This window comes from Arthrobacter sp. 10L424, from assembly GCF_056395325.1.
In genome coordinates, this window is the sequence record NZ_JBFTJH010000003.1 from 595,403 (window position 1) to 619,852 (window position 24,450).

A 24,450-nucleotide genomic window follows, 5' to 3' on the forward strand; every position below is an offset into this window, starting at 1 on the left:
AGCCGGCGGCCAGGTGGTGGCCGCGCACAGAAACAAAGACCCGAACGTGCCGAGCGTCATACCAGTCTACAAGGGAAAACGTGCCGGAGCGGTGCTATTGACTATTACGGATCCATTCCGGATCAGCGTCCTGGCCCAGCCCGCCCGCAATGTCGGGCTCGTCGTCGGCGGCTTCGAAGAGCTCCAGCGGGTCCTGCGCGAACACTCCGGCCGGAACCGCGAAACCGAGGTGCGTCCAGGCGGGGGCGAGGGCGATCCTTCCCCGCGGGGTTCGTCCCAGCAGCCCCTCGCGGACGAGGTAGGGCTCGGCGACCGTTTCCACGGTTTCGGTCTCTTCGCCGACGGCGATCGCCAGGGTGGACAGGCCCACCGGTCCGCCGCCGAATTTGGTGATGAGGGCTTCCAGTACGGCGCGGTCCAGCCGGTCCAGGCCGCGCTTGTCCACTTCATACATGTCCAGCGCCGCGGAGGCGGCGCGGGCGTCGATCTGCTCGATCCCGTGCACCAGAGCCCAGTCCCGGACCCGGCGCAGGAGCCGGTTGGCGATGCGAGGTGTGCCGCGGGACCGCCCCGCGATTTCGCTGAACCCGGCGGAGTTGACCTTGAGGTCCAGGAGCCCGGCGGAGCGCCGGAGCACGAGTTCCAGTTCGGCCACGGAGTAGAACTCGAGGTGGCCGGTGAAGCCGAAGCGGTCCCGGAGCGGCCCGGGCAGCAGACCGGCGCGGGTCGTGGCGCCGACCAGGGTGAACGGCGGAAGTTCCAGCGGGATGGCGGTGGCGCCGGCGCCCTTGCCCACAACAATGTCGACCCGGAAGTCTTCCATCGCCATGTAGAGCATTTCCTCGGCCGGCCGGGACATCCGGTGGATCTCATCGAGGAAGAGGACTTCGCCTTCGGAGAGGGAGGAAAGGATGGCGGCCAGATCCCCCGCGTGCTGGATGGCGGGACCGCTGCTGATCCGCAGGGGGGCGTTCATTTCGGCGGCAATGATCATGGACAGCGTCGTCTTGCCCAGCCCGGGCGGACCGGAGAGCAGAACGTGGTCGGCGCTGCGGCCGCGCATCCGGGAGGCCTCCAGGACGAGGGAAAGCTGCTTGCGGACCCGGTGCTGGCCCACGAAGTCGTGCAGGTTCTTGGGCCGGAGAGCGGCTTCGATGACCCGCTCCTCCGGTTCCTCTCCCCCGCCCACCAGGGACGGCTCAGCCACGGGCGCCTATCCTGTTCCCCGCGCGGGCGCCGTCCTGGCCCAGCCAGCGGAGGGTTGCCCGCAGGATCTCGGCGACGTTGCCCTTCTCGGCCAGCTCGGGGGAATCCGCCAGTGACTTCTCGATGCTGGACGTGGCGTCCTTCTCGGACCAGCCAAGGCTCGTCATGGCCGCAACGACCTGCGGCTTCCAAATTGCTTCGGCGGATGCGGCCGGAGCCGTGGTCCCCGCGGCGGTGCCGTGCGGCACCAGCTTGCCGGCCAGTTCCAGCACGATCCGCCCGGCGACCTTGGGGCCAATGCCGGGGACCTTGGTGAATGCTTTGCCGTCCCCGGAGTGTGCTGCGACGCGGATCGCTTCCGGCTCGTGCACGGCCAGGACCGCCAACGCGAGCCGGGGGCCGACGCCGCTGACGCTGAGCAGGACATCGAAGACCTCGCGTTCGTCGTCGCCGCCGAAACCAAACAGGGTGAGGGAGTCCTCGCGCACGATCAGGGAGGTGAAAAGCTTCCCCTCGTCGCCGACGCGGAGCCGGCCGAGGGTCTGTGGGGTGGCGTTCACGCTCATGCCGGCGCCGTTGAGGTCGATCACGGCGGAGGACAGGCCGACGTGCGCTACGGTTCCGCGGAGAAAACTGATCAAAGCCGGGCTCCTGAAAATTCAGCTGAAAATAGAACCGGGAGGACCCGGTTATCCGAACATATCTACGAATACCCTACCAAGCTCCGCGACGGATCTGCCGGACATTCAGCGCGCCCGGCGCGCTTTGGCCTCGGCGTCCGCCCAGGCCCGTTGGGCCGGCGTCAGCGACTGGCTGCCCGGTCCCGTCGCGACTGCGCCTTTAGGGGTGGTCCCGCCGCCGGCCCGCCACGCATGGGTGATGGCCAGCGCCAGGGCGTCGGCGGCGTCGGCCGGTTTCGGCGGCGCATCGAGCCGGAGGATCTTGGTGACCAGCTTGGTGACGGCGTCCTTGTTCGAGGTTCCGCTGCCGGTGACGGCGGCTTTGACTTCCGAGGGGGTGTGCAGTGCCACCGGGATGCCGCGGCGGGCGGCGGCTGCGATCACGACGCCGGAGGCCTGGGCGACGCCCATCACGGTGCTGACGTTGAGCTGCGAGAAGACGCGTTCGACGGCAAGGACGTGCGGTTCGTACCGGTCCAGCCACTCGTCGATGGAGGTGGCGATGACCAGCAGGCGCTGGTCCAGACTCTCCTCCGGTGAGCTACCGACGACGCCGAACGCCACCATGGTGGCGCGGCGGTTCTTCTCGACGTCCACGACGCCGATCCCGCAGCGGGTGAGGCCCGGATCGACGCCGAGGACGCGAAGGGTCACTCCGCTTCCAGTGCGGCCTGCACTTCGTCGCTGAGGTCGGCGTTGCTGTAGACGTTCTGGACGTCGTCGAGCTCCTCGAGGGCGTCGACGAGCTTCATGAACTTCTTGGCGGCGTCGAGGTCCAGCGGCACCTGCATGGACGGCACAAACTCGGCCTCGTCGGTGTCGTACTCCATGCCGGCTTCCTTGAGCGCATCGCGGATGGCCTGCAGGTCGGTCGGCTCGGAGTGGATCTCGAAGCTGTCGCCGTTGTCCTTGACTTCCTCGGCGCCGGCGTCGAGGACGGCCATCAGGACGTCGTCCTCGCTCAGCCCGTTCTTCGGCAGCGAGACCACGCCCTTGCGGGAGAAGAGGTAGCTGACCGAACCGGGATCGGCGATGGTGCCGCCGTTACGGGAGATCGCGAGGCGTACTTCGGAGGCTGCCCGGTTCTTGTTGTCCGTCAGGCATTCGATCAGCAGCGCCGAGCCCTGCGGGCCGCGGCATTCGTACATGATCTCGGTGTAGTCCACGACTTCGCCGGTGAGGCCGGCGCCGCGCTTGATCGCGCGGTCGATGTTGTCAGCGGGGACCGAGGTCTTCTTGGCCTTCGTGACGGCGAGTTCCAGGCTCGGGTTGCCGGCAAGGTCCGGACCGCCCATGCGTGCGGCGACTTCGATGTTCTTGATCAGCTTGGCGAACGACTTGGCCCGGCGGCTATCGAGGATGGCCTTTTTGTGCTTGGTCGTCGCCCATTTGGAGTGGCCTGACATGCTTTACGCTTCTCCTCTGATCATTCGGATAAACAATTCGTGCACGCGCTTCTCCCCCGTCACTTCCGGGTGGAAGGAGGTGGCCAGCAGCTTGCCGGAACGCACAGCAACAATTCTAGCCGTCCCGGCCAGCGCCTCGGGGTGGGACGCCTTGGAGGGCTCCACTTCGGCGAGGACTTCCACGCCGTCGCCGACTCGTTCCACCCATGGTCCGCGGATGAAGACCGCATGGACAGGGGCCACGCCGTTGTCGGTGGCGCTGAAGTCAAGGCCCTTGAAGTCCAGGTCCGTCTCGAAGGATTCGCGCTGCCGGCCGAAGGCGTTCCGGCGCACCGTGATGTCGAGGCCGCCGAACGTCTGCTGCGGGTTGCCGGCGAGGTCCTTCGCGGGGTCGGTGATCTCATCCGCGAGGAGGATCATCCCGGCGCAGGAGCCGTAGACCGGCAGTCCGGCCTGGATGCGTTCGCGCAGCGGGTCGCGGAGTCCGAAGGCCCGGGACAGCTTGTCGATGGTGGTCGATTCGCCGCCGGGAATGATGAGTCCGTCGAGGCCGTCGAGTTCAGCCGGCCGGCGGACGCCGATGCCCGTGGCACCGGCGGCTTCCACCGCGTGGAGGTGTTCGCGGAAGTCGCCCTGGAGAGCCAGGACGCCGATCCGCAGCCCTGTTCCCACGCGGGAAGAAGGCTCGGAAGAGGGGTTGGTCATCCGAACAGCATAGTGCTCGGCGCCCCGCATAGGGGCACGCGGCGCCGCCTCCCGGCGGGCTTCCATGCCGCCGCTGGGATATATTACAAAGCATGTTTTACTTCAGCGTTCCGCTCGGCAAGTTCGTTCGCCGGGTCTCCCGGCTCAGGGGCGGAGGCTCTGCCCTTCCCGGGCTCGTCGTCGAGAAAATCGACCCCGGCTTCATGCGCAGGACGCTGTCCACGCTGCCCCACGGCGTCGCCGTCGTCAGCGGCACGAACGGCAAGACGACCACCACAAAGATGGTGGTGGAGCTGCTCGAGAGCCAGGGCCTGAAGGTCTTCACCAACCGCACCGGCAGCAACTTCACCCGCGGCGTGGCCGCTGCGCTGCTCGGCGAGGTGGACTGGCGGGGTCGACTGGACGCCGACGTCGCCGTGCTGGAACTGGACGAGGCCCACGCGGTGCATTTCGTCAACCAGGTTCCGCCGCGCTACTGCCTGCTGCTCAACGTCTTGCGTGACCAGCTGGACCGTTTCGGCGAGATCGACAAGACGGCGCAGCTGCTGCAGCACATCGCCGCCAAGACCACGGGAACCGTCGTGCTGAACCGGGAGGACCCCCGGGTCGCCCGGATCGCGCAAACCCTCGACGGGCCCGACGTCCTCTACTTCGGCCTCGACGACTCGCTGCTGAGCACCTTCCCGAACGACGACGAGCTGCGGGCCGCCCCCGGCAGCCCGGTGCCGCCGGCTCCGCCCAAGCCGCACGCCGACGTCGTGCTCCGCCGGGTGGGTGCGGCGGACGCGGACTTTGAGTACGACGGCGCCACGGCGACGACGGCGATGAAGCTCCGCGGCGTCTACAACATCTTCAACGCCGCCGCCGCGCTGACCCTGGCCCGGGCCATTGCGGTTCGGGACACAGGGCAGGGAACGCCGGTCCTTGCCGACAACGACGGCCTTCTGGAGGCCCTGGCGCAAGTGGCGCCGGCGTTCGGCCGCGGTGAGAGCCTCGTCGTCGACGGCCTGCCGCTGGACCTGGTGCTGGTGAAGAACCCCAGCGGCTTCCGGCTGGGGCTGAAGTCGTTCCCGGCGGCCGGGTACGCCACGATGATCGCGATCAATGACAACTATGCCGACGGCCGGGACATGTCCTGGCTCTGGGACGTCGAGTTCGACACCCTTCGCGAGGGCGGCGTGGACCAGCTGAGCGGCTCCCGCGCGTACGACATGGCGCTGCGCCTGCAGTACGACGACGTTGCGATCGGCGCCGTGAACACCGAGATCGCCCCCGCGCTGGCGGCCTTCATCAGCGGCGCCAAAGACAAACCCAAGCGGATCTTCTGCACCTACACAGCGATGCTGGCCATCCGCCGCGAGCTGTCCAAAATCACCACAGTGGAGGTGGTCTCATGACCCCCCAGCCCGATTCCGACCAGTCCAAGCTTTCCTTCGGGCACGTGCTTCCGCCCGAGGAATCCCCGGAACCCGGCAAGGGAACCATCCGGGTCCTGCAGCTGTACCCGCGGGACATGAACATCTACGGCGACTGGGGCAACGCCCTGGTGCTGGCACAGCGGCTGCGCTGGCACGGCTACACCCCCGAGCTGCTTGAGTACAACGTCGGCGACGAATTTCCGGCGGACATCGACCTGGTCGTCGGCGGCGGCGGGCAGGACAGCGGCCAACTGGTCATCCAGGACGACCTGCTGTCGCGGGAGGCCGTCCTGAAGGACCTGGCCGAGGACGGCACGCCCATGCTGGTGATCTGCGGCCTGTACCAGCTGTTCGGGAAGTTCTTCAAGACCCGGACGGGGTCCGTCATCCCGGGGATCGGCATCCTGGACGTGGAGACCCACGGAACCGACGAGCGGCTGATCGGCAACGTGGCGGTGTCCACCAGCGAGTTCGGCACCGTCCTGGGGTACGAGAACCACAGCGGCCAGACCACCCTCGGCCCGGGCGTCTCAGCGCTGGGAACCACCGCCAAGGGCACCGGCAACAACAGCAACGACGGCCAGGAAGGCGCCCGGTACCGGAACATCGTGGCGAGCTACCTGCACGGATCCCTGCTGCCGAAGAACCCTGCGCTGGCGGACTTCCTCATCCGGACCGCCGTCGAACGTAAGTACGGCAGCTTCTCCCCCGGCACGCCGGACGACTCCTACGCCGTCCTCGCCCGCGAACACGCCTCCCGACGCCCGCGCTGAGCCGACGGCGGGCGCGCAGCACGGCGGGCCGGAGCCGGGTCAGTCAAACGCCGTCGGACGCGAAATCGCGGGAAAGCGGCGGAGTCGCCGGACCGTTGCGGCGACCCCGCGCGCTTCCGGCGACCTCGGCGCACACTGCCGCCATCCGATTGCAGTAGTTGTGGAGCATTTCCCCGGTCAGGGCGCCGTCAGCCGACTGCCGTCAGTATCGCCCACCCGGCGGCGATGATCCCGACGATGATCGCCGGCCGGTTCCATGACGAGCTGACGATGCCGGAACCACCCGTCAAACCCGCGATCCGCGCATCCTGCCAGGCAGCGACGATGGCATCCCGGCCGGTCGTCGTCTGTTTCTGGCTGATGCGCTCATTGCCCGGGAGGATGCTGTGCGGCCGGCTTTTCAGGTCGCTGACGTGGTCGAATCCGGAGCCGAAAGCACCCGGCGGCGTCGGGGCGCCCCAGCTGACGTACCGCCTTCCGGCAGCCCTGACCACCACGGTGTAACGGACCTCGACGTCCTCGACCGCGGTGAAAGGTATCCGGTGGTCGCGGAGTCCGTTGACGAGCTCGAACCCGTGCGCGTCTGTCCGGAGGAGCGGCCGCCACTGCGCCACGTAGACGAACCACGACGCCAGGAACAGCCACGGCGCCGCCTCCATGGCAGCCTCCGTTCTGCCGGCCAGCACCAGCCATGCCAGTACGACGGCGGCGCCCAGCCACACCGCGACGGCGACCGGCCGCGCAGATCCTGCCCGGTGCGTTTTGCCTCTCGACGGGGAGCCCGAGCTTCTCGGCGAGTGGTTCCGGCTGTTTGTGCCGTTGTTGTCTATCGTTCGCAATGGATCCCCCCAATCGCCCAACCGGCCGCGGCCCGTCCGGCCGCGTTGGGCCCAGCATAGTGCCGACAGCCGCCGTCGGACGCGAAATCGCGGGAAAGCGGCGGGGTCGCCGGAACGTTCCGGCGACCCCGCACGGTTCCGGCGACTTCGACGGCTTCGGCAGACGAAGCCGCACCCCGGTAGATTGGTGGGCGACGACAACTTCTGTGGAGGAACACTGCCCGATGATCCGGATTGACCGTGACAGCCCCGGCCGCGCGGACGTTGAGCAGCTCCTGAGTGAGCACCTCGCCGACATGTTCGCCACCTCGCCCGCCGAAAGCGTGCACACCCTCGACCCTGCGGCGCTCTCCGGACCGGACATCGCATTCTGGACCGCGCGCGAGGACTCGGGGGTCCTTGGCTGCGGTGCGCTGAAACTGCTCGAACCCGGCGAGTCCAAGACCAAACACGGCGAAATCAAGTCGATGCGGACCGCGGCCCACGCACGGGGCCGCGGCATCGCCACGCTCCTGCTGGCCCACATCCTGGCCGAGGCCCGGCGCGGCGGTTATCACCGCCTGTATCTCGAGACCGGAAGCCAGGACTTTTTCGCTCCGGCACGCCGGCTGTACCAACGCCACGGGTTCAGCGTTTGCCCGCCCTTTGCCGGCTACGGGGAAGACCCGAACAGCGTCTATATGACCCTCGATCTGGGCCCGGCCGGAGGTTAGCCCCGCACGACCAAGTTCACTCAGGCCGGGTCTCTGCTGCGGGCGGCGTACTCCAGCACGTCGCGGGCGATGCGTCCGCTGGAGGCGGCCCGGAGATGCCCCTTCCCCTCGTACCAAACGAGGGTGCAGTCCGGGATGAGCCCGGCCGTTTCCTGGGCGACATCGCGGGGGAAGAATTGGTCAGAGCCGCCACAGATCAGCAGCACGGGCCGCCGGATGAGCGGGAGCACTGCCCTGGAATTGAAGGTCATTTCGCCCTGCACTTCGGTGAGCACATCCTGAGCGGGGAAATCGGCTCCGCTGAGCAGGCGCCGGCTGATCAGGGGCCCGATCAGCCGCCGCAGCCACATCATCCGCCGGCCCGGCAACAGATACTCGGCGAAAACCGTCCCGGCCCCGTTGGTGTCACCACCCGCCAGGGCCGTGGCCATCCGCGAATCGACGTCCTTGCCCCAGTCGCTCAACTCAGCGCCCGTGACCACCATCGCGATGTGACCGAATGAGTCAGGGTGCCGCGCGGCCAGGTACTGCCCCACCATCCCGCCAAATGACTCCGCCACGACCAGGTCGACGCGCCCGCCGAACTGTTCGGCAATCAGCCGGGCGTAGTCGTCCGCGATGCCCGCAATCGTGTGCTCCGGCGGCATTCCCCGGCGGCGGGTGACAACCCAGACAGCGTAACCGGCGCGGAGAAAGCCATCGAACTGCCGCCGGATCACTCCTCGGAACATTCCTTTGGGAACCGTGCTGCCGGGGCCTCCCTGGATGAAGAGCAGCGTTTTCGGGCCGTTGCCCCATTTCAGGTACTCCATGCCGTTCGGGAACCTCCCGTTCCGGGGTTCCCGGTCCGCCGTCGATACTTTGCCCACGAAAGCCTCCTGTCCTCGTCTGACAGGGCTGACTTCTTGAGCGCCCGCGTCACCATCACGGTATTCGCCGGCCGGTATCAGGGCAAGATCCGCAGGCCCTCCGACGGTTCCGGTTCCTCAAAGATCCCGGCCAGGTGCCGGACGTCCGCCTCCCCGAGCCGGTGTGAACCCGCCTCACACCTCCCGGTGCGGCCAGCCGCGCGCTCGATGGAAGTCTGCAGCGGTGTCCGCACATAGTGGACGACGACGGCGGCGCCCGCCGACTCTGCTTTGCCGGCCCAGACAGCACGCCTCCCGCGGCTCCACTGGTTCCAGTCAAGCACCACATCCGTCCCGCACTGCAGGACCTGCCGGGCGGTCTCCCAGATCAGCAACTTGCACGTTTCCGCGAGTTCCCCGTAGCTCCCGGACGCAAAGTGATGGTCCGGGTAGAGCCGCAGCATCCACTCGTCCAGGCTGAACCGCACGGCCGGAAGCCCTGCTTCGAGCTGCCTTGCCAGCGTCGTCTTGCCGGCCCCCGGGAGGCCGCACAGCAGGTGGACGGTCGAGAGCACGGGCGCCGCCCGCCGTCTTTCCTCCAAACCCTACGGTTCCTTGGTGATGAGCAGTTCGTGGGCGCCCGCAGCCGCGGCCCCCATCGACTCGACCACGGTCTGGGTCCGCTTGCGGGTGGCTGCGTCGGCCGCGGCACTCGCGCAGGTGCCCTGCGGGGCATCGGACGCCACGGAGCACCAGCGGTACGGGCCGCGGACAATCACCGACGGCGCCCAGGCCAAGTCGGAGGCGGTCCACTTGCCTGCCGCGTTCTCACTGAACTGGGCCCGGACCAGCAGGCCCTCGTTGTTCACCCGGTAGTTCGGTGAGAGCTCCGTGATCCCGTTGCCCAGGCCGTAGACAATCCAGGTTCCCTTGTAGTGCTCGATCGGCAGGACCGAGTGCGAGTGGTGGCTGTAAATCATGGTGAACTGCCCGCTGTCCGCGAGGGCATGCGCAACGCTGGTCTGCTCGGCGTTGGGCACACTGGAATACTCGTCGCCGGCGTGCATCGCGGCCAGCACTATGTCCGCACCGAGATCCCGGGCTTTCTTCGCCTTGGCGATCATAACGTCGGGGTCGAGCATGTCCACCTGCCAGGCAGCCTCCGGGACCTGCCCGTTCAGACCGTACGTCGCACTGATCACGGCGATCTTGGCCGCGGCGGTCTGCAGGATCAGGACGCCTTGGGAATCGGCCTCGGTCCGGTAGGCGCCAGTGTGCTGCACCCCGGCGGCGTCGAGCGCATCCAGCGTGCGGACCAGCCCGGCGGTTCCGCGGTCGACCGTGTGGTTGCTCGCCGTCGTGCAGGCCTGGTAGCCGACCTGCCGGGTGGCGGTGATGATCTGCGGCGGAACGTTGAACGAGGGGTACGCAGAGAAGGGCCCGGCCGGTCCGGCCACTGGTGTCTCCAGATGGCAGACCGCGAGGTCGCTCTTCTCGATGTACTTGCGCTGGCCCTCGAGCAGCGGCCCGAAGTCCAGCCCCTTGGCGCCGGTGGCCAGTGCGTCCGCGCGGGCCTGTTCCCAGAGCTGGGCGTGGACCAGCATGTCCCCGGTGACCACGACCGAGGCGCAGCGCTCGGCCGCGCAGCCCGGACCCTTCCCCGGCGTCGGGGTCGGGGCCGGGGCCGGGGCCGGGGCCGGAGTGCTCGATGCCGTTGAGGCGGACGCCGGCGCCGTCGTCGAAGCTGCCGGCCCGGCGGTGGTGCCGCCGGCCGCCGGGGAGCCCGACGCACTGTTATCCGGACCGGCGCCGACGCTGCAGGACGCCACAGAGGCCGCGAGGGAGACCGCTGCGGCCGCGGCGAAAAGGCGGCCTCGCAGCCTTGGGGTGATGGTACGCATGGCGCCAATCCTACGGTGGCGGCGGTCACAACACGCGCGGCAGGCCGTTGAGAACTCACCGCTGACATGAAAGAGTTATTTCATGACCAATCCCCTGATGAGCCCCAGCCCCCTGCCGTTCGGCCTGCCGCCGTTCGCGGACATCGCCTCCGGGCATTACGCCGAAGCCGTCGAGGCCGGCCTCGCTGAGCACCTCGCCGAGATCCAGGCGATCGTGGACACGCCGGAGCCAGCCACTTTCGAGAACACCGCACTGGCCATGGAGCGGTCCGGGCAGCTCCTGCAGCGTGCGGCGGCGTCCTTCTTCACCCTCGTCTCTGCCGATGCCTCGGACGCCATCCGCGACCTCGAGACCACACTGTCCCCGCGGTTCTCCGCCCACCAGGATGCCGTCTACCTCAACCGCGGGCTGTTCGAACGGTTCGCCGCCGTCAACACCGACACGCTCGACGCCGAATCCGCCAGGCTCGTGGACGAGTACCTCAAGGAGTTCCGCCAGACCGGCATCCAGCTCGACGACGCCGGCCAGGAACGGCTCAAGGCCGTCAATGCCGAGCTTTCCCGGCTGGGCACGGAGTTCGGCCAGCGGGTGAAGGAAGCGATGAAGTCGGCCTCGCTGTTGCTCGACGACGCCGCCGACCTCGCCGGCCTGCCCGCCGACGATGTTGCCAGCGCCGCGGAAGCCGCCCGAACCGCCGGGCACGAGGGCAAGTTCCTGCTCACCCTTATCCAGCCCAGCAACCAGCCCGCCCTCGCCGCCCTGGACAACCGCGACGTCCGCCGCCGCCTGTACGAGGCCTCGATCGGCCGCGGCAGCGACGGGGGTTCCTTTGACGTCCTGGATCTGGTCAAGGACATGGTCCGGCTCCGCGCCGAGAAGGCCGCCCTGCTCGGTTTCGCCAACTACGCCGAACTCGTCGTGGACCAGCAGACCGCACCGGACTTCGCCGCCGTGCAGACCATGATGAACCGGCTCGCGCCGGCCGCCGTCCGGAACGCCGACGCCGAAGCAGAGGCGCTGGCTGAAGTCGCCGGCCACCCCCTCGAAGCCTGGGACTGGGCCTACTACTCCGCCAAGGTCAAACGCGAACGGTACGCCGTGGACGAGCAGGCTCTGCGCCCCTACTTCGAGCTGGACCGCGTCCTCAACGACGGTGTCTTCTTCGCCGCCAACGCGCTCTACGGCATCACGTTCCACGAACGCGGCGACCTCGCCGGCTACCACCCGGACGTGCGGGTCTGGGAGGTCCGCAACTCCGACGGGACCGAGCTGGGCCTGTTTTTGGGCGACTACTACACCCGCGAATCCAAGCGGGGCGGGGCCTGGATGAACTCCCTCGTGGAACAGTCCGGGCTGCTCAACACCCGGCCCGTAGTGATCAACAACCTCAACATCTCCAAGCCGCCGGCCGGCGAACCTACGCTCCTGACCTTGGACGAACTCCGCACCACGTTCCACGAGTTCGGACACGCCCTGCACGGCTTGTTCTCGTCGGTTACGTACCCGCGGTTCGCCGGCACGGCCGTTCCGCGGGACTTCGTGGAGTACCCCTCGCAGGTCAACGAAATGTGGATCATGTGGCCGGCAGTCCTGGCCAACTATGCACGCCACCACGCCACCGGCGAGGCGCTGCCGCAGGAGGTGGTGGACAAGCTCGACGCCGCGCAGCTGTGGGGCGAGGGCTTCGGCACCACCGAGTACCTGGGTGCGGCCCTGCTGGACCTCGCCTGGCATGTGCTGGACGGGTCCGATGTCCCCGACGATGTCCTGGAGTTCGAGGCCAAGGCACTCGCCGCGGCCGGCGTGGCGCACCACCTCATCCCGCCCCGCTACCGCACCGGCTACTTCCAGCACATCTTCGCCGGCGCGGGCTACGCCGCGGGCTACTACTCCTACATCTGGAGCGAGGTGCTCGACGCCGAAACGGTGGAATGGTTCAATGACAACGGCGGCCTCACCCGGGCCAACGGCGACTTCTTCCGCGCAGAGCTGCTCTCCCGGGGCAACAGCCGCGACCCGCTGGATTCCTTCCGGGCCTTCCGCGGCCGCGACGCCGAGCTCGAACCGCTGCTGAAGCGCCGCGGCCTCGACTGACCCTTCATCGGCTGCTCCGTAGCCGCCCTTTTGGAGCCTGATAAGGGCGATTAGGGAGCAATCGACGGGGAAATACGACGACGGCCCGCCACCTGGAGAGGTGACGGGCCGTCGTCGTCGTCGTTTGTGCTCTTGTTTTGTTACCAGCCGCGCTGGGCGAGGCGGTGCGGCTCGGGGATCTCGTCCACGTTGATGCCGACCATGGCTTCGCCCAGGCCACGGGAGGCCTTGGCGACTTCTTCCGGGTCGTCGAAGAAGGTGGTGGCCTTCACGACGGCGGCGGCACGCTGGGCCGGGTTGCCGGACTTGAAGATGCCGGAGCCGACGAACACGCCGTCGGCGCCGAGCTGCATCATCATCGCGGCGTCGGCCGGGGTGGCGATGCCGCCGGCGGTGAACAGCACGACGGGGAGCTTACCGGTGGAGGCAACTTCCTTGACCAGTTCGTAAGGGGCCTGCAGTTCCTTGGCGGCGACGTAGAGCTCGTCCTCGGGCAGGGCGGCGAGCTTCTTGATCTCGGCGCGGATCTGGCGCATGTGGGTGGTGGCGTTGGAGACGTCGCCGGTGCCCGCCTCGCCCTTGGAGCGGATCATGGCCGCGCCCTCGTTGATGCGTCGCAGGGCCTCACCGAGGTTGGTGGCGCCGCAGACGAAGGGAACGGTGAAGTTCCACTTGTCGATGTGGTGGGCGTAGTCGGCCGGGGTCAGGACCTCGGACTCGTCGATGTAGTCCACGCCGAGGGTCTGGATGACCTGGGCTTCGACGAAGTGGCCGATCCGGACCTTCGCCATGACCGGGATGGACACGGCAGCGATGATCGCGTCGATCATGTCCGGATCGGACATACGGGAGACGCCGCCCTGGGCGCGGATATCGGCGGGAACGCGTTCCAGCGCCATAACTGCCACGGCTCCGGCATCCTCAGCGATGCGGGCCTGCTCGACGTTGACGACGTCCATGATGACGCCGCCCTTGAGCATCTCCGCCATGCCGCGCTTGACGCGGTTGCTGCCCGTCACGCTCTTCGCGGACGCGCCGGCTTCGCTGCTTACATCAGGTGTAGACACAAAAACCCCTATGGGTAGATAGATGACCTCGCCGGATCGCGGACGGCACACAAATGCCGCGTCGCACACACCGGATTACCGGATCCATTGGCCGGTAGTGCTAATACTAGTCCCCCGCCGCGCCCGGCTGAATTCCGGTTACACCCCGCGGGACAGGCCGACGCCGCGGGCTCAGGCGGCCTGTCCGGTCGCGGTGCCCTCGGTCTCCTCGAGCGACTGCCGGCGGACTGTGATGATCCGCTGGATGACCGTCACCAGGCTCGCGGCGGCCAGCAGGCACAACGTTCCGAACAGCACCACCGTGGGCAGGCCAAGGCCGGTGAAGCCGGTGACCACCAGGACCGACACCAGCCGCTCGGCACGCTCTGCGATGCCCACGTTGGCCTGGAAGCCCAGCGCCTCCGCCTTGGCACGGGCGTACGAAACCACCATGCCCAGGACAAGGCAGACGACGGCGGCAATCGCTATTGCGGCGTCGTCACCCCCAGTGAAGAACCAGACAGCGACGCCGGCGAACAACGCCCCGTCGGCGACCCGGTCCAGCGTGGAATCCAGGAAGTTGCCCCAGCGGCCCCCGCCCTTCTGCATCCGGGCCATGATCCCGTCGATAACGTCGGAAAAAATGAAGGCGGTGATGAAGAGGGTGCCCCACCAGAGCTGGCCCAGCGGGTAGAACACCAGCGCACCGACCACGACGCCGAGCGTGCCGACGATGGTCACGGCGTCCGGGGACACCCCGATCCGGAGCAGCCAGCGGGCAAGCGGGGAGAACAGCGCGGTGAAGAACCCGCGCGCGTGCCTATTCAGCATCAGTCGCCCCGGCGGTGGCCTGCGGCCAGGCTTCCGCGACCTGCTGGCGGACCTCGCCCAGGGTCTGCGTGATGGCCTTGGTCTGGGCGATGATCGGGAAGAAGTTCCCGTCCCCGCCCCAGCGCGGCACCACATGCTGGTGCAGGTGACCGGCGATCCCCGCGCCGCCGGTCACGCCCTGGTTCATGCCCAGGTTGAAGCCGGTGGGGTTGGCGACCTTGCGCAGCACACGCATGGCCGTCTGTGTCAGCTCGGCGAACTCCGCGGTCTCCTCCACGGTCAGGTCCGTGTAGTCGGGAACGTGCCGGTACGGGCAGACCAACAGGTGGCCCGGGTTGTACGGGAAGAGGTTGAGCACGACGTAGCTGGTCCGCCCGCGGTAGACGATCAGTGAATCGTCGTCCTCCCGTTCAGGCGCCACACAGAACGGGCAGTCGTCCACGTTCTTGAACTGGTGCTGCCCGCCCTTGATGTAGGCCATCCGGTGCGGAGTCCACAGGCGCTGGAACGCGTCCGGCACCCCGGCCAGGCCAAAGTCGTCGGTCACGCCGTCGTCCCCCGGATACTCCGGAGCGGCCCCTGTGGTTTCCTGCACGTGCTGCTCCCCCGCTAGCTGGTCCGGTTGCGGACGGCGTCAACGATCCGCTGGACGGCCTCGGCCACCGGCACGCCGTTGTCCTGGCTGCCGTCACGGAAGCGGAAGGAAACGGCGCCGGCGTCGGCGTCGTCGCCCCCGGCGATCAGCACGAACGGGATCTTGTCCTTGCTGGCGGTGCGGATCTTCTTCGGGAAACGGTCCGAGGAGATGTCCACCTCGGCGCGGATGCCCGCGGCTTTGAGCTGGTCCACGACGTCGAACATGTAGTCGTTGAACGCCTCGGCCACCGGGATGCCGACCACCTGCACGGGGGCCAGCCAGGCCGGGAAGGCACCGGCGTAGTGCTCGGTCAGCACACCCATGAAGCGTTCCACGGAACCGAACAGGGCGCGGTGGATCATCACCGGTCGCTGGCGGGTGCCGTCCGCGGCCTGGAACTCGAGCTCGAAGCGCTCGGGCAGGTTGAAGTCCAGCTGGATGGTGGACATCTGCCAGGTGCGGCCCAGGGCATCCTTTGCCTGGACGGAGATCTTGGGGCCGTAGAACGCGGCTCCGCCCGGATCCGGAATGAGCTCCAGGCCGGAGGCTTCGGCCACTTCGGCGAGGGTGCGGGTGGCTTCGTCCCAGGCGGCGTCGTCGCCGACGAACTTGTCCGGGTTCTTGGTGGAGAGCTCCAGGTAGAAGTCATCCAGGCCGTAGTCCTTGAGCAGGCCCAGCACAAAGTTCAGGGTGCCGGTGAGCTCGTCCTTCATCTGCTCGCGGGTGCAGTAGATGTGGGCATCGTCCTGGGTCATGCCGCGCACACGGGTGAGGCCGTGCACAACGCCGGACTTCTCGTAGCGGTAGACGGAGCCGAATTCGAAGAGCCGCAGGGGCAGTTCGCGGTAGGACCGGCCGCGGGAACGGAAGATGAGGTTGTGCATCGGGCAGTTCATCGGCTTCAGGTAGTAGTCCTGCCCGGGCTTGCGCACGGAACCGTCCTCGTTCAGTTCCGCGTCGATGTGCATCGCCGGGAACATGCCTTCCTTGTACCAGTCCAGGTGGCCGGAGACCTCGTAGAGGTGGCCCTTGGTGATGTGCGGGGTGTAGACGAAGTCGTAGCCGGCATCGACGTGGCGCTGGCGGGAGTAGTCCTCCATGGCCTTGCGGATGATGCCGCCCTTGGGGTGGAACACCGGCAGGCCGGAGCCCAGCTCGTCCGGGAAGGAGAACAGGTCCAGCTCCGCGCCGAGTTTGCGGTGGTCGCGGCGTTCGGCTTCGGCGATGCGCTCCTGGTAGGCCTTGAGGGCGTCCTTGGTGGGCCAGGCGGTGCCGTAGATCCGCTGCAGCTGCTGGTTGTTCTGGTTGCCCAGCCAGTAGGCGGCCGAGGACCTGGTCAGGGCGAAGGCGTTGGAGATGAGCTTGGTGTTGGGCAGGTGGGGGCCGCGGCACAGGTCGCACCAGACGCTGTCCCCGCTCTTGCGGTCCACGTTGTCGTAGATGGTGATGTCGCCGGCGCCGACCTCGACGTTGACGCCTTCACCGGCGTCGGCGGCCTCGTTCTTCTTGCCGAGCAGTTCGAGCTTGTACGGCTCGTCCTTCATTGCCTCGCGGGCCTCGTCTTCGGACACCACGCGGCGGACGAACTTCTGGTTCTGGTTGATGATCTTGAGCATCATCTTTTCCAGGGTCTTCAGGTCTTCCGGGGTAAACGGCTCCTCGACGTCGAAATCGAAGTAGAAGCCGTCGGTGATGTACGGCCCGATGCCAAGCTTGGCGTCCGGGCGCAGCTGCTGCACGGCCTGGGCCATGACGTGGGCCGTGGAGTGGCGCAGGACGTTGAGGCCGTCGGGGGAATCGATGGTGACGGCCTCGACCGTGGCGTCCTCGGGCAGCGGCTGGTCCAGGTCCTTGAGCTCGCCGTTGACGCGGGCCACTACGACGTCGCGGCGCTCAAAAAAGAGTTCCGCGCCGGTGGTCCCGGTAGTCACCTTGGTCTCTTCGCCATCGACGAGAAGGGTGATCTGCTGGGCATCTGACACGGGTGTCTCCTATTCAAAGTTAAGGCTTCGTAGCTTGTGGCGTACGGGGACCACAGCCAGCCTCGTCCATGCTATCGGTTTCTGAAGAGGCCAACCAACGCGCCACTCAGCCTCCCAGCCCGGTAATTGCGAGGTGGCGGGTGATGCCGTCAAGGGGCCCCGGAGGCTCGGGTTCCCGGGTGTCAGGAATTCCGGAGGCCGGGACCGGGAAGGGCAGGGCCTCGGTGCGGCTCAGGTCCCAGGCCATGCTGGCGCTGATACTGATGCCCCGCGGCCCGGTCCGCCGGGTGGTTCCCCGGATCAGCAGCAGCCGGGTGCCGAACAACAGTGGACCTGCCAGCTCCTGGGCCTCATGGAAGAAAACCGAGTCCACGCAGCCCGTGCCGTCGTCGATGCTGATAAATACCACCCGGCGGCCGCCCCGCATGGGAGGGGTCTGTGTGGCGACGCGGACTCCGGCGACCAGCACCTCGGTGCCGTTGCGCAGTCCCAGCAGCTTGTCCGCGGTGGTGACGCCGAGGCGGTCCAGGAGCGGCCGGTGGCTGGCCATCAGGTGGTCGCTGACGTCCACGGCCATCAGGTCCAGCTCGGCCCGGACGGTATCCACCAGGGTGGGGGCGGGCAGCACGGCTTTGAGGTTTTTCAGCTCGACGTCGCCCAGCGGCAGGGAGAGCTGCCCTTCGATCACGTCCAAGCCCTTCCGGTGTGGCCGGCTTTGCAGGGTCACCAAGTGCTGGACCAGGTCGGCGCGGTTGGCGGTCCCGCCGGAGGCCCGGTGGAGGGAATCGAAGGCGCCCAGCTGGGCCAGCCGCTGGATACTGGGTTTGCTGAGCCGGGACCTGGCCCGCAGGTCCGCGAGCGAGTCGTAGGGCTGACCGGCCACGATCCGCTTCAGCTCGGTTCCCGAGAGTCCGTAGATGCCGTTCAGGCTCAGCCTGATGCCCAGCTTGCCGCGGTCCGGGCCGGCGGCCACCCGCTCAACCCTGTACTCGGCCTGGCTGCGGTTGATGTCCAGGGGCAGGATGGGGATTCCCAGCCGCCGCGCCTCTGCCACCAGGAGCCGCTTGGGGTACATGCCCGGATCGTGTTCCCACAGCCCGGCGAGGAACGCCTCAGGGTGGTGGGTCTTGAGCCAGGCCGACTGGTAGGTGGGCACGGCAAAGGCGGCGCCGTGGGCTTTGCAGAACCCGAAGCTGCCGAAGGCCTTGAGGGTACCCCAGACCTTGTCCACCACCTCGGGGCTGTACCCCCGGGCCCGGGCCTCCTTCCGGAAGAACTCCTCCACCCTGTATTCCAGGACCTCGTTGCCGAGGGCGCGTCGGAATTCGTCTGCACGCGCCAGCCCGCATTCGGTCATGACGTCGAAGGTCTTCAGGATTTGCTCATGGAACACGGTGACCCCGTGCGTCTCCTGGAGGACCGGCTTGAGGTCCGGATGCGGGTAGACCTCGGGGGCGAAGCCGTGCCGGTGCTCCAGGAAGGGCCGGACCATGTCCGATTTCATCGGGCCCGGCCGGAACAGGGAGATGTCGATAATGAGGTCGTTGAACTCCCGGGGGGCGAGCTTGCCGATCAGCTCCCGCTGGCCCGGGGATTCGATCTGGAAACAGCCCAGGGTGTGGGTGCTGCGGATCAGCTCGTAGGTGGGTTCGTCGTCGAGCGGCACGGCGTTAAGGTCGATGCTGCCGTCCTCGGCGATGTAGTCCGGGCCCATCCCGTCCGGCCCCGCCGGGTGCGCCCCGGCGGCCACCACTTCGGCTTTGGAGGGATGCAGGCGGATGACCTCGCGGACTGCGAAGGCCATGGCGCTTTGCATCCGGACCCCCAGGACGTCGAGTTTGAGCATGCCCATCGGGTCCATATCGTGCTTGTCGAACTGGCTCATGGGCAGGCCCAGCCCGCTGGGCTGCACGGGCGTGCGGTCCAGCAGGGTGGCGTCCCCCAGGATGACCCCGCAGGGGTGCATGGAGATATGGCGCGGCAGCCGGTCCAGCCGTTCCGTGAGGTCCACCAGCAGGTCCAGCTGCTGGTTCCCGCTGAAGTCGCGCTGCCCCACCCGGCCGGCAAATTCCTTCAGCTCGGGCTTCTCCTCGAGGGCTTCGCGGAAGTTCCGGGCAGAGAAACGCCACAGCTGCTTGGCGATGTCCCCGATCTCGCCCTCCTCCATGCCCAGGGCCAGGCCGGCGTCGCGCACGGCACCGCGGGCGCGGTAGCCGTTCTGCATGCTCATCAAGGTGACGCGCTCGGAGCCGAAGCGCTCAAAAATCTTGCGGTACACGTTGTGCCGTTCGGCGCTTTCGACGTCGATGTCGATGTCCGGCAGGGTGGCGCGATCCCGGGAGAGGAAACGTTCGAAGATCAGGTCGTGCTGCAGCGGGTTCACCTGGCTGACGTCGATCAGGTAGTTGACCAGGCTGGATGCCCCCGAGCCGCGGGCGGCCGCCCGGACTCCCATGTCCAGGATCATCCGGGAGACTTCGGCCACGGTCAGGAAGTACGCGGCGAAGCCGAGGCTGTCGATGATCCGCAGCTCGTGTTCCAGCCGCGAGCGCAGCTCCCCGGCGGGTTTGCCGGCGATCCCGGGGAAACGCCTGCTGATGCCTGCTTCGCACCGCTGGGTGAGCTCGATGAGGGCGTCCCCGGCGATCCCGATCACCGAGGCTTCCGGCACCACCGGCTGTTTCCACCCCATGTCCGTCACCGGATCCATCCGGCAACGGTCCGCGAGCGCCTCGGTCTGCGCCATCAGGCTCTTGAGGTCGGCGGCACCGTATCCGGCGGCGTGCATGGTCTCCTTGCCGAGCTGGAGCATCCGGTCCGCGGATTTGAGCCAGCCCTGCCCGTTGGGCTGCAGCAGCGGGGCCGCGGAAAGTTCGGGCAGCGATTTCAGGGTGCGGGCGGAGTCCAGCACATCAGCAGTGGCCGCGCCGTCCTCTGCCACGTAACGCACGGCGTTGCTCAGCACAGCGGGCACCCCGTGTTCGGCGGCGAGCTTGAGCATCCGTACTGCGTGGGCGGTGCTGAGCGGTTCCCCGGGCGGGCTGAGCTGGCTGACGACCTCGGCGGCAATCGTTCCGGCCGGCATGGCGTCGAGCCAGCGTTTGAACAGGGTGCGGGGGCGCAGGTAGCGCCTCCCTCCCATGGCACGCCCGACGTCGGAGTCCGGCCCGATCAGCACGGTCAGCACCGGCTTGAGCGTTTCCGGGTGCAGGGTGCGGGAGGCCAGCTCGGCCCGGGTCACGGCGACGGGCACCGCTCCCCCGGCCTTGCCCGTGGTGCGGGCATGGGCATCGGAGATCAGCCGGCACAGCGCACGGTATCCGGCGCCGTCGTTATGCCCATGGGCCAGCACGACGACGCGTCCCCCCAACTGGGTGCGGAGGTCGCCGTCGTCGTCAAAGACCGCAAGGTCCACTCCGACAATCGGATCCAGCCCGGCCGCCATGCAGGCCTTCAGGTGCTTGACCGTCCCGTAGAGGCCGTCGCGGTCCGTGCAGGCGAGCGCCGTCGCCCCGTCAGCGGCGGCGGCGGCCGCCAGCTCATCCGGCCAGGAGACCCCGTAGTGGGCGCTGAAGGCGGTGGAGACATGGAGATGGGTGAAGCTCATGCCGATTCGGGTTTCCGGTGAAGCAGGGCGTCATGGATCCTCAGCAGGCGCCAGCGTCCGCTGCCGACATGCCGGGTGAGGTCAAGTGTGAGGCTTTCCGGGTCGGGGGAATCTGCCCGGCGCACCTGAACCCGCCAGATTTCGTGGTCCACGAGTCCCGGGCCGCTGCCCAGCGGCGCCCGCTGCTCTTCCGCCCACCATTGGCGGCGCTCAAACCAGCGGACCGGTTCGGCGCAGACGGTGTAGTGCCGGCCTGCCCAGTCCAGCTTCAGGGGCTGGCCGGAGGGTGTGCAGACGACGTCCACCGACTCGCTGAACATGCCCATCGTGCCTCCCGGACCGCACCATCTGTAAGAACCATCTGGCCAAACAGCCAGCAACTATTCGAACATATCTTCGAACAATTCCAGTCTACGACGGCGCCGGGGGAAAACCTAGATCAGGGGTGGACGGACGCAGGCACAGGTAGCAGGATTGATCCATGAGCTCCCATAACGCACTTCTGAAGCAGGTAAGCATCGCCGCCGAGGACACGTCCTTGGTGGCGAAGTTCGATATAGACGGAAACATCCCCGGCCAGGGCGCCTACGTGGTGGGGCTGTTAGCGGCGACTCCCGATCATTCCCACCAGCGACGCATGGGGATCGAGTTCATGAACGGGGAAGCTGTGTCCTTCTATTGCTTCAGTCATGACGGCACGGAGGAGAACTTTGACCTCAAGGGAGTTGAGCACTCCGGCAACACCATTACCGGGCACTTTCCGCTGAGCACCATCATGGGCCTAGCCAAGGGGCACCTCATGACGGCCTTCAGCGACTGCGACGGCCGCGACTACCAGGCGAACGTTCCGGTGGAGGAGGCCCTCTAGGCCCCTCGCCCTAGGAGCTGGCTTTGTAGACTTCCAGCTCGAGCGTGATGAACGCGTCGATCATTGCCCGGTACGTCTTCTCAACGAGGTCGACGTCGATGTCCTTATTTTCCGCCGTGGCGCGGACGTGTTCGATAACCCGCTCCACGCGCCCGGGGGCCCGCACCTCGGCACTGTCAGCCTTGAGGGTTCCGGCGATCCGGATCAGGCGCTCGCGGCGGCCGATCAGCGACACGATCTGCTCGTCCACCTCGTCCACGGCCACCCGCACGGCGGCGAGCTGCTCCCGGTCGGCCTTGGCAGCTTTTTCGTCTTGGTGATTTGTGGACATGTGCATGACAATATCGAATGATGCAGCCACGAGTCGATTTAATCTCACTGGGTGTCCGCAGTGTTGACGCCTCCCGCAGTTTCTATGTAGATGGCCTGGGCTGGCCCGTCCACCGGGAAGTCCGGGGCGAGGTCCTGTTCATCCAGGCCAATCACGGCCTCGTCCTCTCGCTCTGGGACGCCGGGCAGATGCAGGCCGAAGCGGCCGTTGATCCCCCGGCCGGGGTTCCGTCCATCACCCTGAGCCACAACTTGGGCAGCGCTGCGGAAGTCGACTGGGTGATGGCGGAGGCCGAGTCCGCCGGAGCTGCCATCATCGCCGAGCCGAGAACCCAGCCCTGGGGCGGCTACACCGGATACTTCGCCGACCCCGACGGCTACCGCTGGGAGGTCGCCTTCAATCCCAGCTGGGCGGTCGACGGCGGCGGCGAAGTCACGCTCTGACGACAAGTGAACGAGACACTCGCCGATGACGGGCTGGCCCGGTGGATTTCCGGCATCCGCTCACAACCAGCAGAAGCCCCGCCCCTGGACGTGAACAAGCTGCGCGCCGCACGCGCCAGGCCTGCAGGGCCAAGCCTGCCCCAAGTAGTCGACCTTGCCACGCCCGGCGACGGCCCGGTTCAACTGCGTTTCTACCGACCCAGCGGGCAGCCACTGCCGCTCATCGTCTACGTCCATGGCGGGGCGTTCATCTTCGGGGATCTCGAGTCCCACGACCGGACGTGCCGCCGGCTGGCCGTGGAAGCCAACGCCTCGGTGCTGGCGGTCGACTATCGGCGAGCGCCCGAGCATCCGGCGCCGGCGGCGATTGACGACGTCGTCGCGGTATTGAGGTGGGCTCTCCAGCCACCGGCGGTCCTTGGACCAACCAGCGGTCCTCCGTCCCTGGCCGGCGACAGCGCCGGGGGTCTGATCGCCTTGCTGGCGGCTCAGCGGCTGGTCGGGGAGGGCGCCCGCCTCAGCGGGCTCCTGCTGGTTTGTCCCAACGCCGATCTGACGCTGTCGCAGCCAAGCGTGCAGCAGAAGGGGCTGGGATGGGGACTGGACGCAGAAGCGCTGGCGTGGTCGCTGAGGCAATGGGTACCGGACATGGACGCCGAACAACTCGAGTCATTGAGCCCACTGCACGTCAGATTCAGCGGCCTGCCCGCGACTGTCATAGCTACGGCCGAGCACGATCCGCTTCGCGACGAGGGCGAGGCCCTGGCCCGGAGGCTGATTGCCGCCGGAACTGAGGTCCACCATGTGCCTCATGCTGGACTCGTTCATGGCTTCCTCAGTCTCGATACAGAGTCGCCAGCTGCCTTGGAGGCCGGGAATGAGCTCCTGCGGCTATTCGGATCCGTCATTCGCGACGGCGGCTAGCCACCTGTACAGGCGCGGCGACGTGGCGGACCATCCGGAGACCTAGGGAAGCGACACCGAGAGACTGCGCTCCAGCAGCGGCGGATCAAAGCGGGCATCCTGCTTGGTCCGACCGTCCGGGCACCAGCCATGCTTTTCGTAGAAGCGGACGGCGCAGCCGTTGCCGTCAGCGACCCAGAGATACGCACGTTCATAGCCCATGGCGCGAAGTTCCTCCACCGGGCCAAGAACAGTGCGGAGCCCAGTCCACTCGACCAATAGGCAGGCAGGAGATTCAACCCATGGACTTCCCCGGTTCCCGCAGCCACGTCATCCCGCGGCCTGCCGAATCCAGACCAGCCCACCGCAGCGCCCTCAACAGTCACGGCGACACGACGGAGATTGTGGTCGGGATTCCCCTGACTGGTCGCTTCGGGTCGGACATGGCCGCCGCCAACTCGCCAAGGGCACTATGGCCCTATTGACGTGTTCACCGGCATCGCTAACGTGACTGGGAGTACACGGCGGCACGCCTATTCGAGCCGGTGTGCGGTGACGAGGAAGCAGCGGTGGTGCCGGCGTTTGTCGGCGGCACCACGCAGCATCCGCAACGGTACGCAAGGTTCCGGCCGTGGACTTCTCCAGAGCGAATCTTGGGCTGCCGGGTCCGCCCCGGACGCTGCAGTGTTCAGGAGACAGTCGATCTGCCGCGCAATCGTCTCCCCGTCCGTTCCGACCGGTTCGTAGCCCAGCTCAAGCGAGGCGACGGTACTCAGAATGATCGGCGGCCGGAGACCCCACGGGTGGTCGCCAATCCCCTCGGGAGCGGTTTCGTCGAGCAGCACTTCGTCCCACTGGTGACCGAGATGCCGCGCAATCGTCCGAGCGATCTGACGGGCATTCGGCGCATCGGGGTCGGCACTGTTGAGAACACGTGCACCAGGCACGCCGGAAATGTGTTCGACAAGCGCAGCTGTGTTGACCGCAGCCGTCGTGTGTGAAACACACCGCATCCACGAGGACCGCCGCCCATCTCCCCCACCAGAGCGGTACTGTCCCGTCGTTCGGAGGCGATAAACCCGCGCTCCCGCTTCTGCAAGATCCCGCGGCATCTTCCGCGTGTCGCGGCCGGTCACGTCCACCGCCCACGCGGCCCTGATATGCCGCCACGCGATGGCGCGGCCGAGGACTCCAGTGACGTCAAGGATTACCGCTCGT

General features: G+C 67.5%; 25 protein-coding genes and 1 pseudogene. 7 read left to right on the top strand and 19 right to left on the bottom strand.

Annotation, left to right across the window (positions count from 1 at the left end; genetic code table 11):
• Positions 1-94 precede the first annotated feature (94 nt).
• The 5 genes from ruvB to pdxT form a co-directional block, all read right to left on the bottom strand.
• Positions 95-1,207: a Holliday junction branch migration DNA helicase RuvB gene (gene ruvB / locus AC1DC5_RS08300; RefSeq protein WP_476864805.1), complete on the bottom strand. Its 1,113-nt coding sequence runs from the start codon at positions 1,205-1,207 to the stop codon at positions 95-97.
• Positions 1,200-1,847, bottom strand: a complete 648-nt coding sequence (gene ruvA / locus AC1DC5_RS08305) for a Holliday junction branch migration protein RuvA (protein ID WP_476864806.1) — start codon at positions 1,845-1,847, stop codon at positions 1,200-1,202. Before ruvA ends, ruvB begins: the two co-directional genes overlap by 8 nt.
• Positions 1,848-1,952: 105 nt before the next feature.
• Positions 1,953-2,540: a crossover junction endodeoxyribonuclease RuvC gene (ruvC, locus tag AC1DC5_RS08310; RefSeq protein WP_476864807.1), complete on the bottom strand. Its 588-nt coding sequence runs from the start codon at positions 2,538-2,540 to the stop codon at positions 1,953-1,955.
• The gene (locus AC1DC5_RS08315) at positions 2,537-3,292 is read right to left on the bottom strand and encodes a YebC/PmpR family DNA-binding transcriptional regulator (RefSeq protein ID WP_224046648.1); all 756 of its coding nucleotides are present in this window, start codon (positions 3,290-3,292) and stop codon (positions 2,537-2,539) included. Before AC1DC5_RS08315 ends, ruvC begins: the two co-directional genes overlap by 4 nt.
• Positions 3,293-3,295: 3 nt before the next feature.
• Positions 3,296-3,997 (bottom strand): pyridoxal 5'-phosphate synthase glutaminase subunit PdxT, encoded by a 702-nt coding sequence (pdxT, locus tag AC1DC5_RS08320; RefSeq protein ID WP_476864808.1) that lies wholly within the window; start codon positions 3,995-3,997, stop codon positions 3,296-3,298.
• A 92-nt stretch (positions 3,998-4,089) separates the two neighbouring features.
• Between pdxT and AC1DC5_RS08325 the strand changes: the two genes are divergently transcribed.
• On the top strand, positions 4,090-5,394 hold the full coding sequence (locus AC1DC5_RS08325) for a MurT ligase domain-containing protein (protein WP_476864809.1): 1,305 nt from the start codon (positions 4,090-4,092) through the stop codon (positions 5,392-5,394).
• Complete coding sequence (locus AC1DC5_RS08330) at positions 5,391-6,188, top strand: type 1 glutamine amidotransferase (RefSeq protein WP_476864810.1); 798 nt, start codon at positions 5,391-5,393, stop codon at positions 6,186-6,188. Before AC1DC5_RS08325 ends, AC1DC5_RS08330 begins: the two co-directional genes overlap by 4 nt.
• 188 nt (positions 6,189-6,376) lie before the next feature.
• On the opposite strand, the gene AC1DC5_RS08335 is transcribed toward AC1DC5_RS08330, so the two are convergent.
• Entirely contained in the window at positions 6,377-7,027 is a 651-nt protein-coding gene (locus AC1DC5_RS08335; protein ID WP_476864811.1) for a hypothetical protein, read from the bottom strand.
• Between the two features lie 224 nt (positions 7,028-7,251).
• Between AC1DC5_RS08335 and AC1DC5_RS08340 the strand changes: the two genes are divergently transcribed.
• Complete coding sequence (locus AC1DC5_RS08340; protein WP_476864812.1) at positions 7,252-7,740, top strand: GNAT family N-acetyltransferase; 489 nt, start codon at positions 7,252-7,254, stop codon at positions 7,738-7,740.
• Between the two features lie 20 nt (positions 7,741-7,760).
• Here the strand turns inward: AC1DC5_RS08340 and AC1DC5_RS08345 are convergent, their stop codons facing one another.
• The 3 genes from AC1DC5_RS08345 to AC1DC5_RS08355 form a co-directional block, all read right to left on the bottom strand.
• Positions 7,761-8,609, bottom strand: a complete 849-nt coding sequence (locus AC1DC5_RS08345) for an alpha/beta fold hydrolase (protein ID WP_476864813.1) — start codon at positions 8,607-8,609, stop codon at positions 7,761-7,763.
• 77 nt (positions 8,610-8,686) lie between these two features.
• Positions 8,687-9,190: a P-loop nucleotide/nucleoside kinase family protein gene (locus tag AC1DC5_RS08350; protein ID WP_476864814.1), complete on the bottom strand. Its 504-nt coding sequence runs from the start codon at positions 9,188-9,190 to the stop codon at positions 8,687-8,689.
• 3 nt (positions 9,191-9,193) lie between these two features.
• A complete protein-coding gene (locus tag AC1DC5_RS08355) occupies positions 9,194-10,489 on the bottom strand; it encodes a CapA family protein (protein ID WP_476864815.1) in 1,296 nt (431 codons plus the stop codon).
• Positions 10,490-10,571: 82 nt separating this feature from the next.
• On the opposite strand from AC1DC5_RS08355, the gene AC1DC5_RS08360 reads away from it, so the two are divergent.
• Positions 10,572-12,584: a M3 family metallopeptidase gene (locus AC1DC5_RS08360; RefSeq protein WP_476864816.1), complete on the top strand. Its 2,013-nt coding sequence runs from the start codon at positions 10,572-10,574 to the stop codon at positions 12,582-12,584.
• Positions 12,585-12,724: 140 nt separating this feature from the next.
• On the opposite strand, the gene pdxS is transcribed toward AC1DC5_RS08360, so the two are convergent.
• From pdxS to AC1DC5_RS08390, 6 genes are all read right to left on the bottom strand, one after another.
• Positions 12,725-13,651 (bottom strand): pyridoxal 5'-phosphate synthase lyase subunit PdxS, encoded by a 927-nt coding sequence (gene pdxS / locus AC1DC5_RS08365; RefSeq protein ID WP_476864817.1) that lies wholly within the window; start codon positions 13,649-13,651, stop codon positions 12,725-12,727.
• Between the two features lie 171 nt (positions 13,652-13,822).
• A complete protein-coding gene (gene pgsA / locus AC1DC5_RS08370) occupies positions 13,823-14,461 on the bottom strand; it encodes a phosphatidylinositol phosphate synthase (protein ID WP_476864818.1) in 639 nt (212 codons plus the stop codon).
• Positions 14,451-15,056 carry an HIT family protein gene (locus tag AC1DC5_RS08375; RefSeq protein ID WP_476864819.1) on the bottom strand — a complete coding sequence of 202 codons (606 nt, stop codon included), beginning with the start codon at positions 15,054-15,056 and terminating at the stop codon, positions 14,451-14,453. Before AC1DC5_RS08375 ends, pgsA begins: the two co-directional genes overlap by 11 nt.
• Before the next feature lie 14 nt (positions 15,057-15,070).
• On the bottom strand, positions 15,071-17,080 hold the full coding sequence (gene thrS, locus AC1DC5_RS08380; RefSeq protein ID WP_476864820.1) for a threonine--tRNA ligase: 2,010 nt from the start codon (positions 17,078-17,080) through the stop codon (positions 15,071-15,073).
• A 106-nt stretch (positions 17,081-17,186) separates the two neighbouring features.
• Positions 17,187-20,687, bottom strand: a complete 3,501-nt coding sequence (locus tag AC1DC5_RS08385) for a DNA polymerase III subunit alpha (RefSeq protein ID WP_476864821.1) — start codon at positions 20,685-20,687, stop codon at positions 17,187-17,189.
• A complete protein-coding gene (locus AC1DC5_RS08390; protein ID WP_441404246.1) occupies positions 20,684-21,013 on the bottom strand; it encodes a DUF6504 family protein in 330 nt (109 codons plus the stop codon). Before AC1DC5_RS08390 ends, AC1DC5_RS08385 begins: the two co-directional genes overlap by 4 nt.
• Positions 21,014-21,168: 155 nt before the next feature.
• Between AC1DC5_RS08390 and AC1DC5_RS08395 the strand changes: the two genes are divergently transcribed.
• Complete coding sequence (locus AC1DC5_RS08395) at positions 21,169-21,555, top strand: hypothetical protein (RefSeq protein ID WP_441404247.1); 387 nt, start codon at positions 21,169-21,171, stop codon at positions 21,553-21,555.
• Between the two features lie 10 nt (positions 21,556-21,565).
• Here the strand turns inward: AC1DC5_RS08395 and AC1DC5_RS08400 are convergent, their stop codons facing one another.
• Complete coding sequence (locus tag AC1DC5_RS08400; RefSeq protein ID WP_476864992.1) at positions 21,566-21,892, bottom strand: chorismate mutase; 327 nt, start codon at positions 21,890-21,892, stop codon at positions 21,566-21,568.
• Between the two features lie 14 nt (positions 21,893-21,906).
• Between AC1DC5_RS08400 and AC1DC5_RS08405 the strand changes: the two genes are divergently transcribed.
• Together AC1DC5_RS08405 and AC1DC5_RS08410 are read left to right on the top strand one after the other, a co-directional pair.
• Positions 21,907-22,329: a VOC family protein gene (locus tag AC1DC5_RS08405; protein ID WP_476864993.1), complete on the top strand. Its 423-nt coding sequence runs from the start codon at positions 21,907-21,909 to the stop codon at positions 22,327-22,329.
• A gap of 6 nt (positions 22,330-22,335) precedes the next feature.
• Entirely contained in the window at positions 22,336-23,253 is a 918-nt protein-coding gene (locus AC1DC5_RS08410; RefSeq protein WP_476864822.1) for an alpha/beta hydrolase, read from the top strand.
• A 42-nt stretch (positions 23,254-23,295) separates the two neighbouring features.
• Here AC1DC5_RS08410 and AC1DC5_RS08415 read toward each other — a convergent pair whose 3' ends face one another.
• The 3 genes and pseudogenes from AC1DC5_RS08415 to AC1DC5_RS08425 all read right to left on the bottom strand — a co-directional run bounded on the left by AC1DC5_RS08415 (position 23,296) and on the right by AC1DC5_RS08425 (position 24,179).
• The gene (locus tag AC1DC5_RS08415; RefSeq protein ID WP_476864823.1) at positions 23,296-23,454 is read right to left on the bottom strand and encodes an N-acetyltransferase; all 159 of its coding nucleotides are present in this window, start codon (positions 23,452-23,454) and stop codon (positions 23,296-23,298) included.
• A gap of 38 nt (positions 23,455-23,492) precedes the next feature.
• Positions 23,493-23,627, bottom strand: a pseudogene (locus AC1DC5_RS08420) (hypothetical protein); the annotation flags it as partial.
• Between the two features lie 138 nt (positions 23,628-23,765).
• Positions 23,766-24,179 carry a hypothetical protein gene (locus AC1DC5_RS08425; RefSeq protein ID WP_476864824.1) on the bottom strand — a complete coding sequence of 138 codons (414 nt, stop codon included), beginning with the start codon at positions 24,177-24,179 and terminating at the stop codon, positions 23,766-23,768.
• Positions 24,180-24,450: the final 271 nt, after the last annotated feature.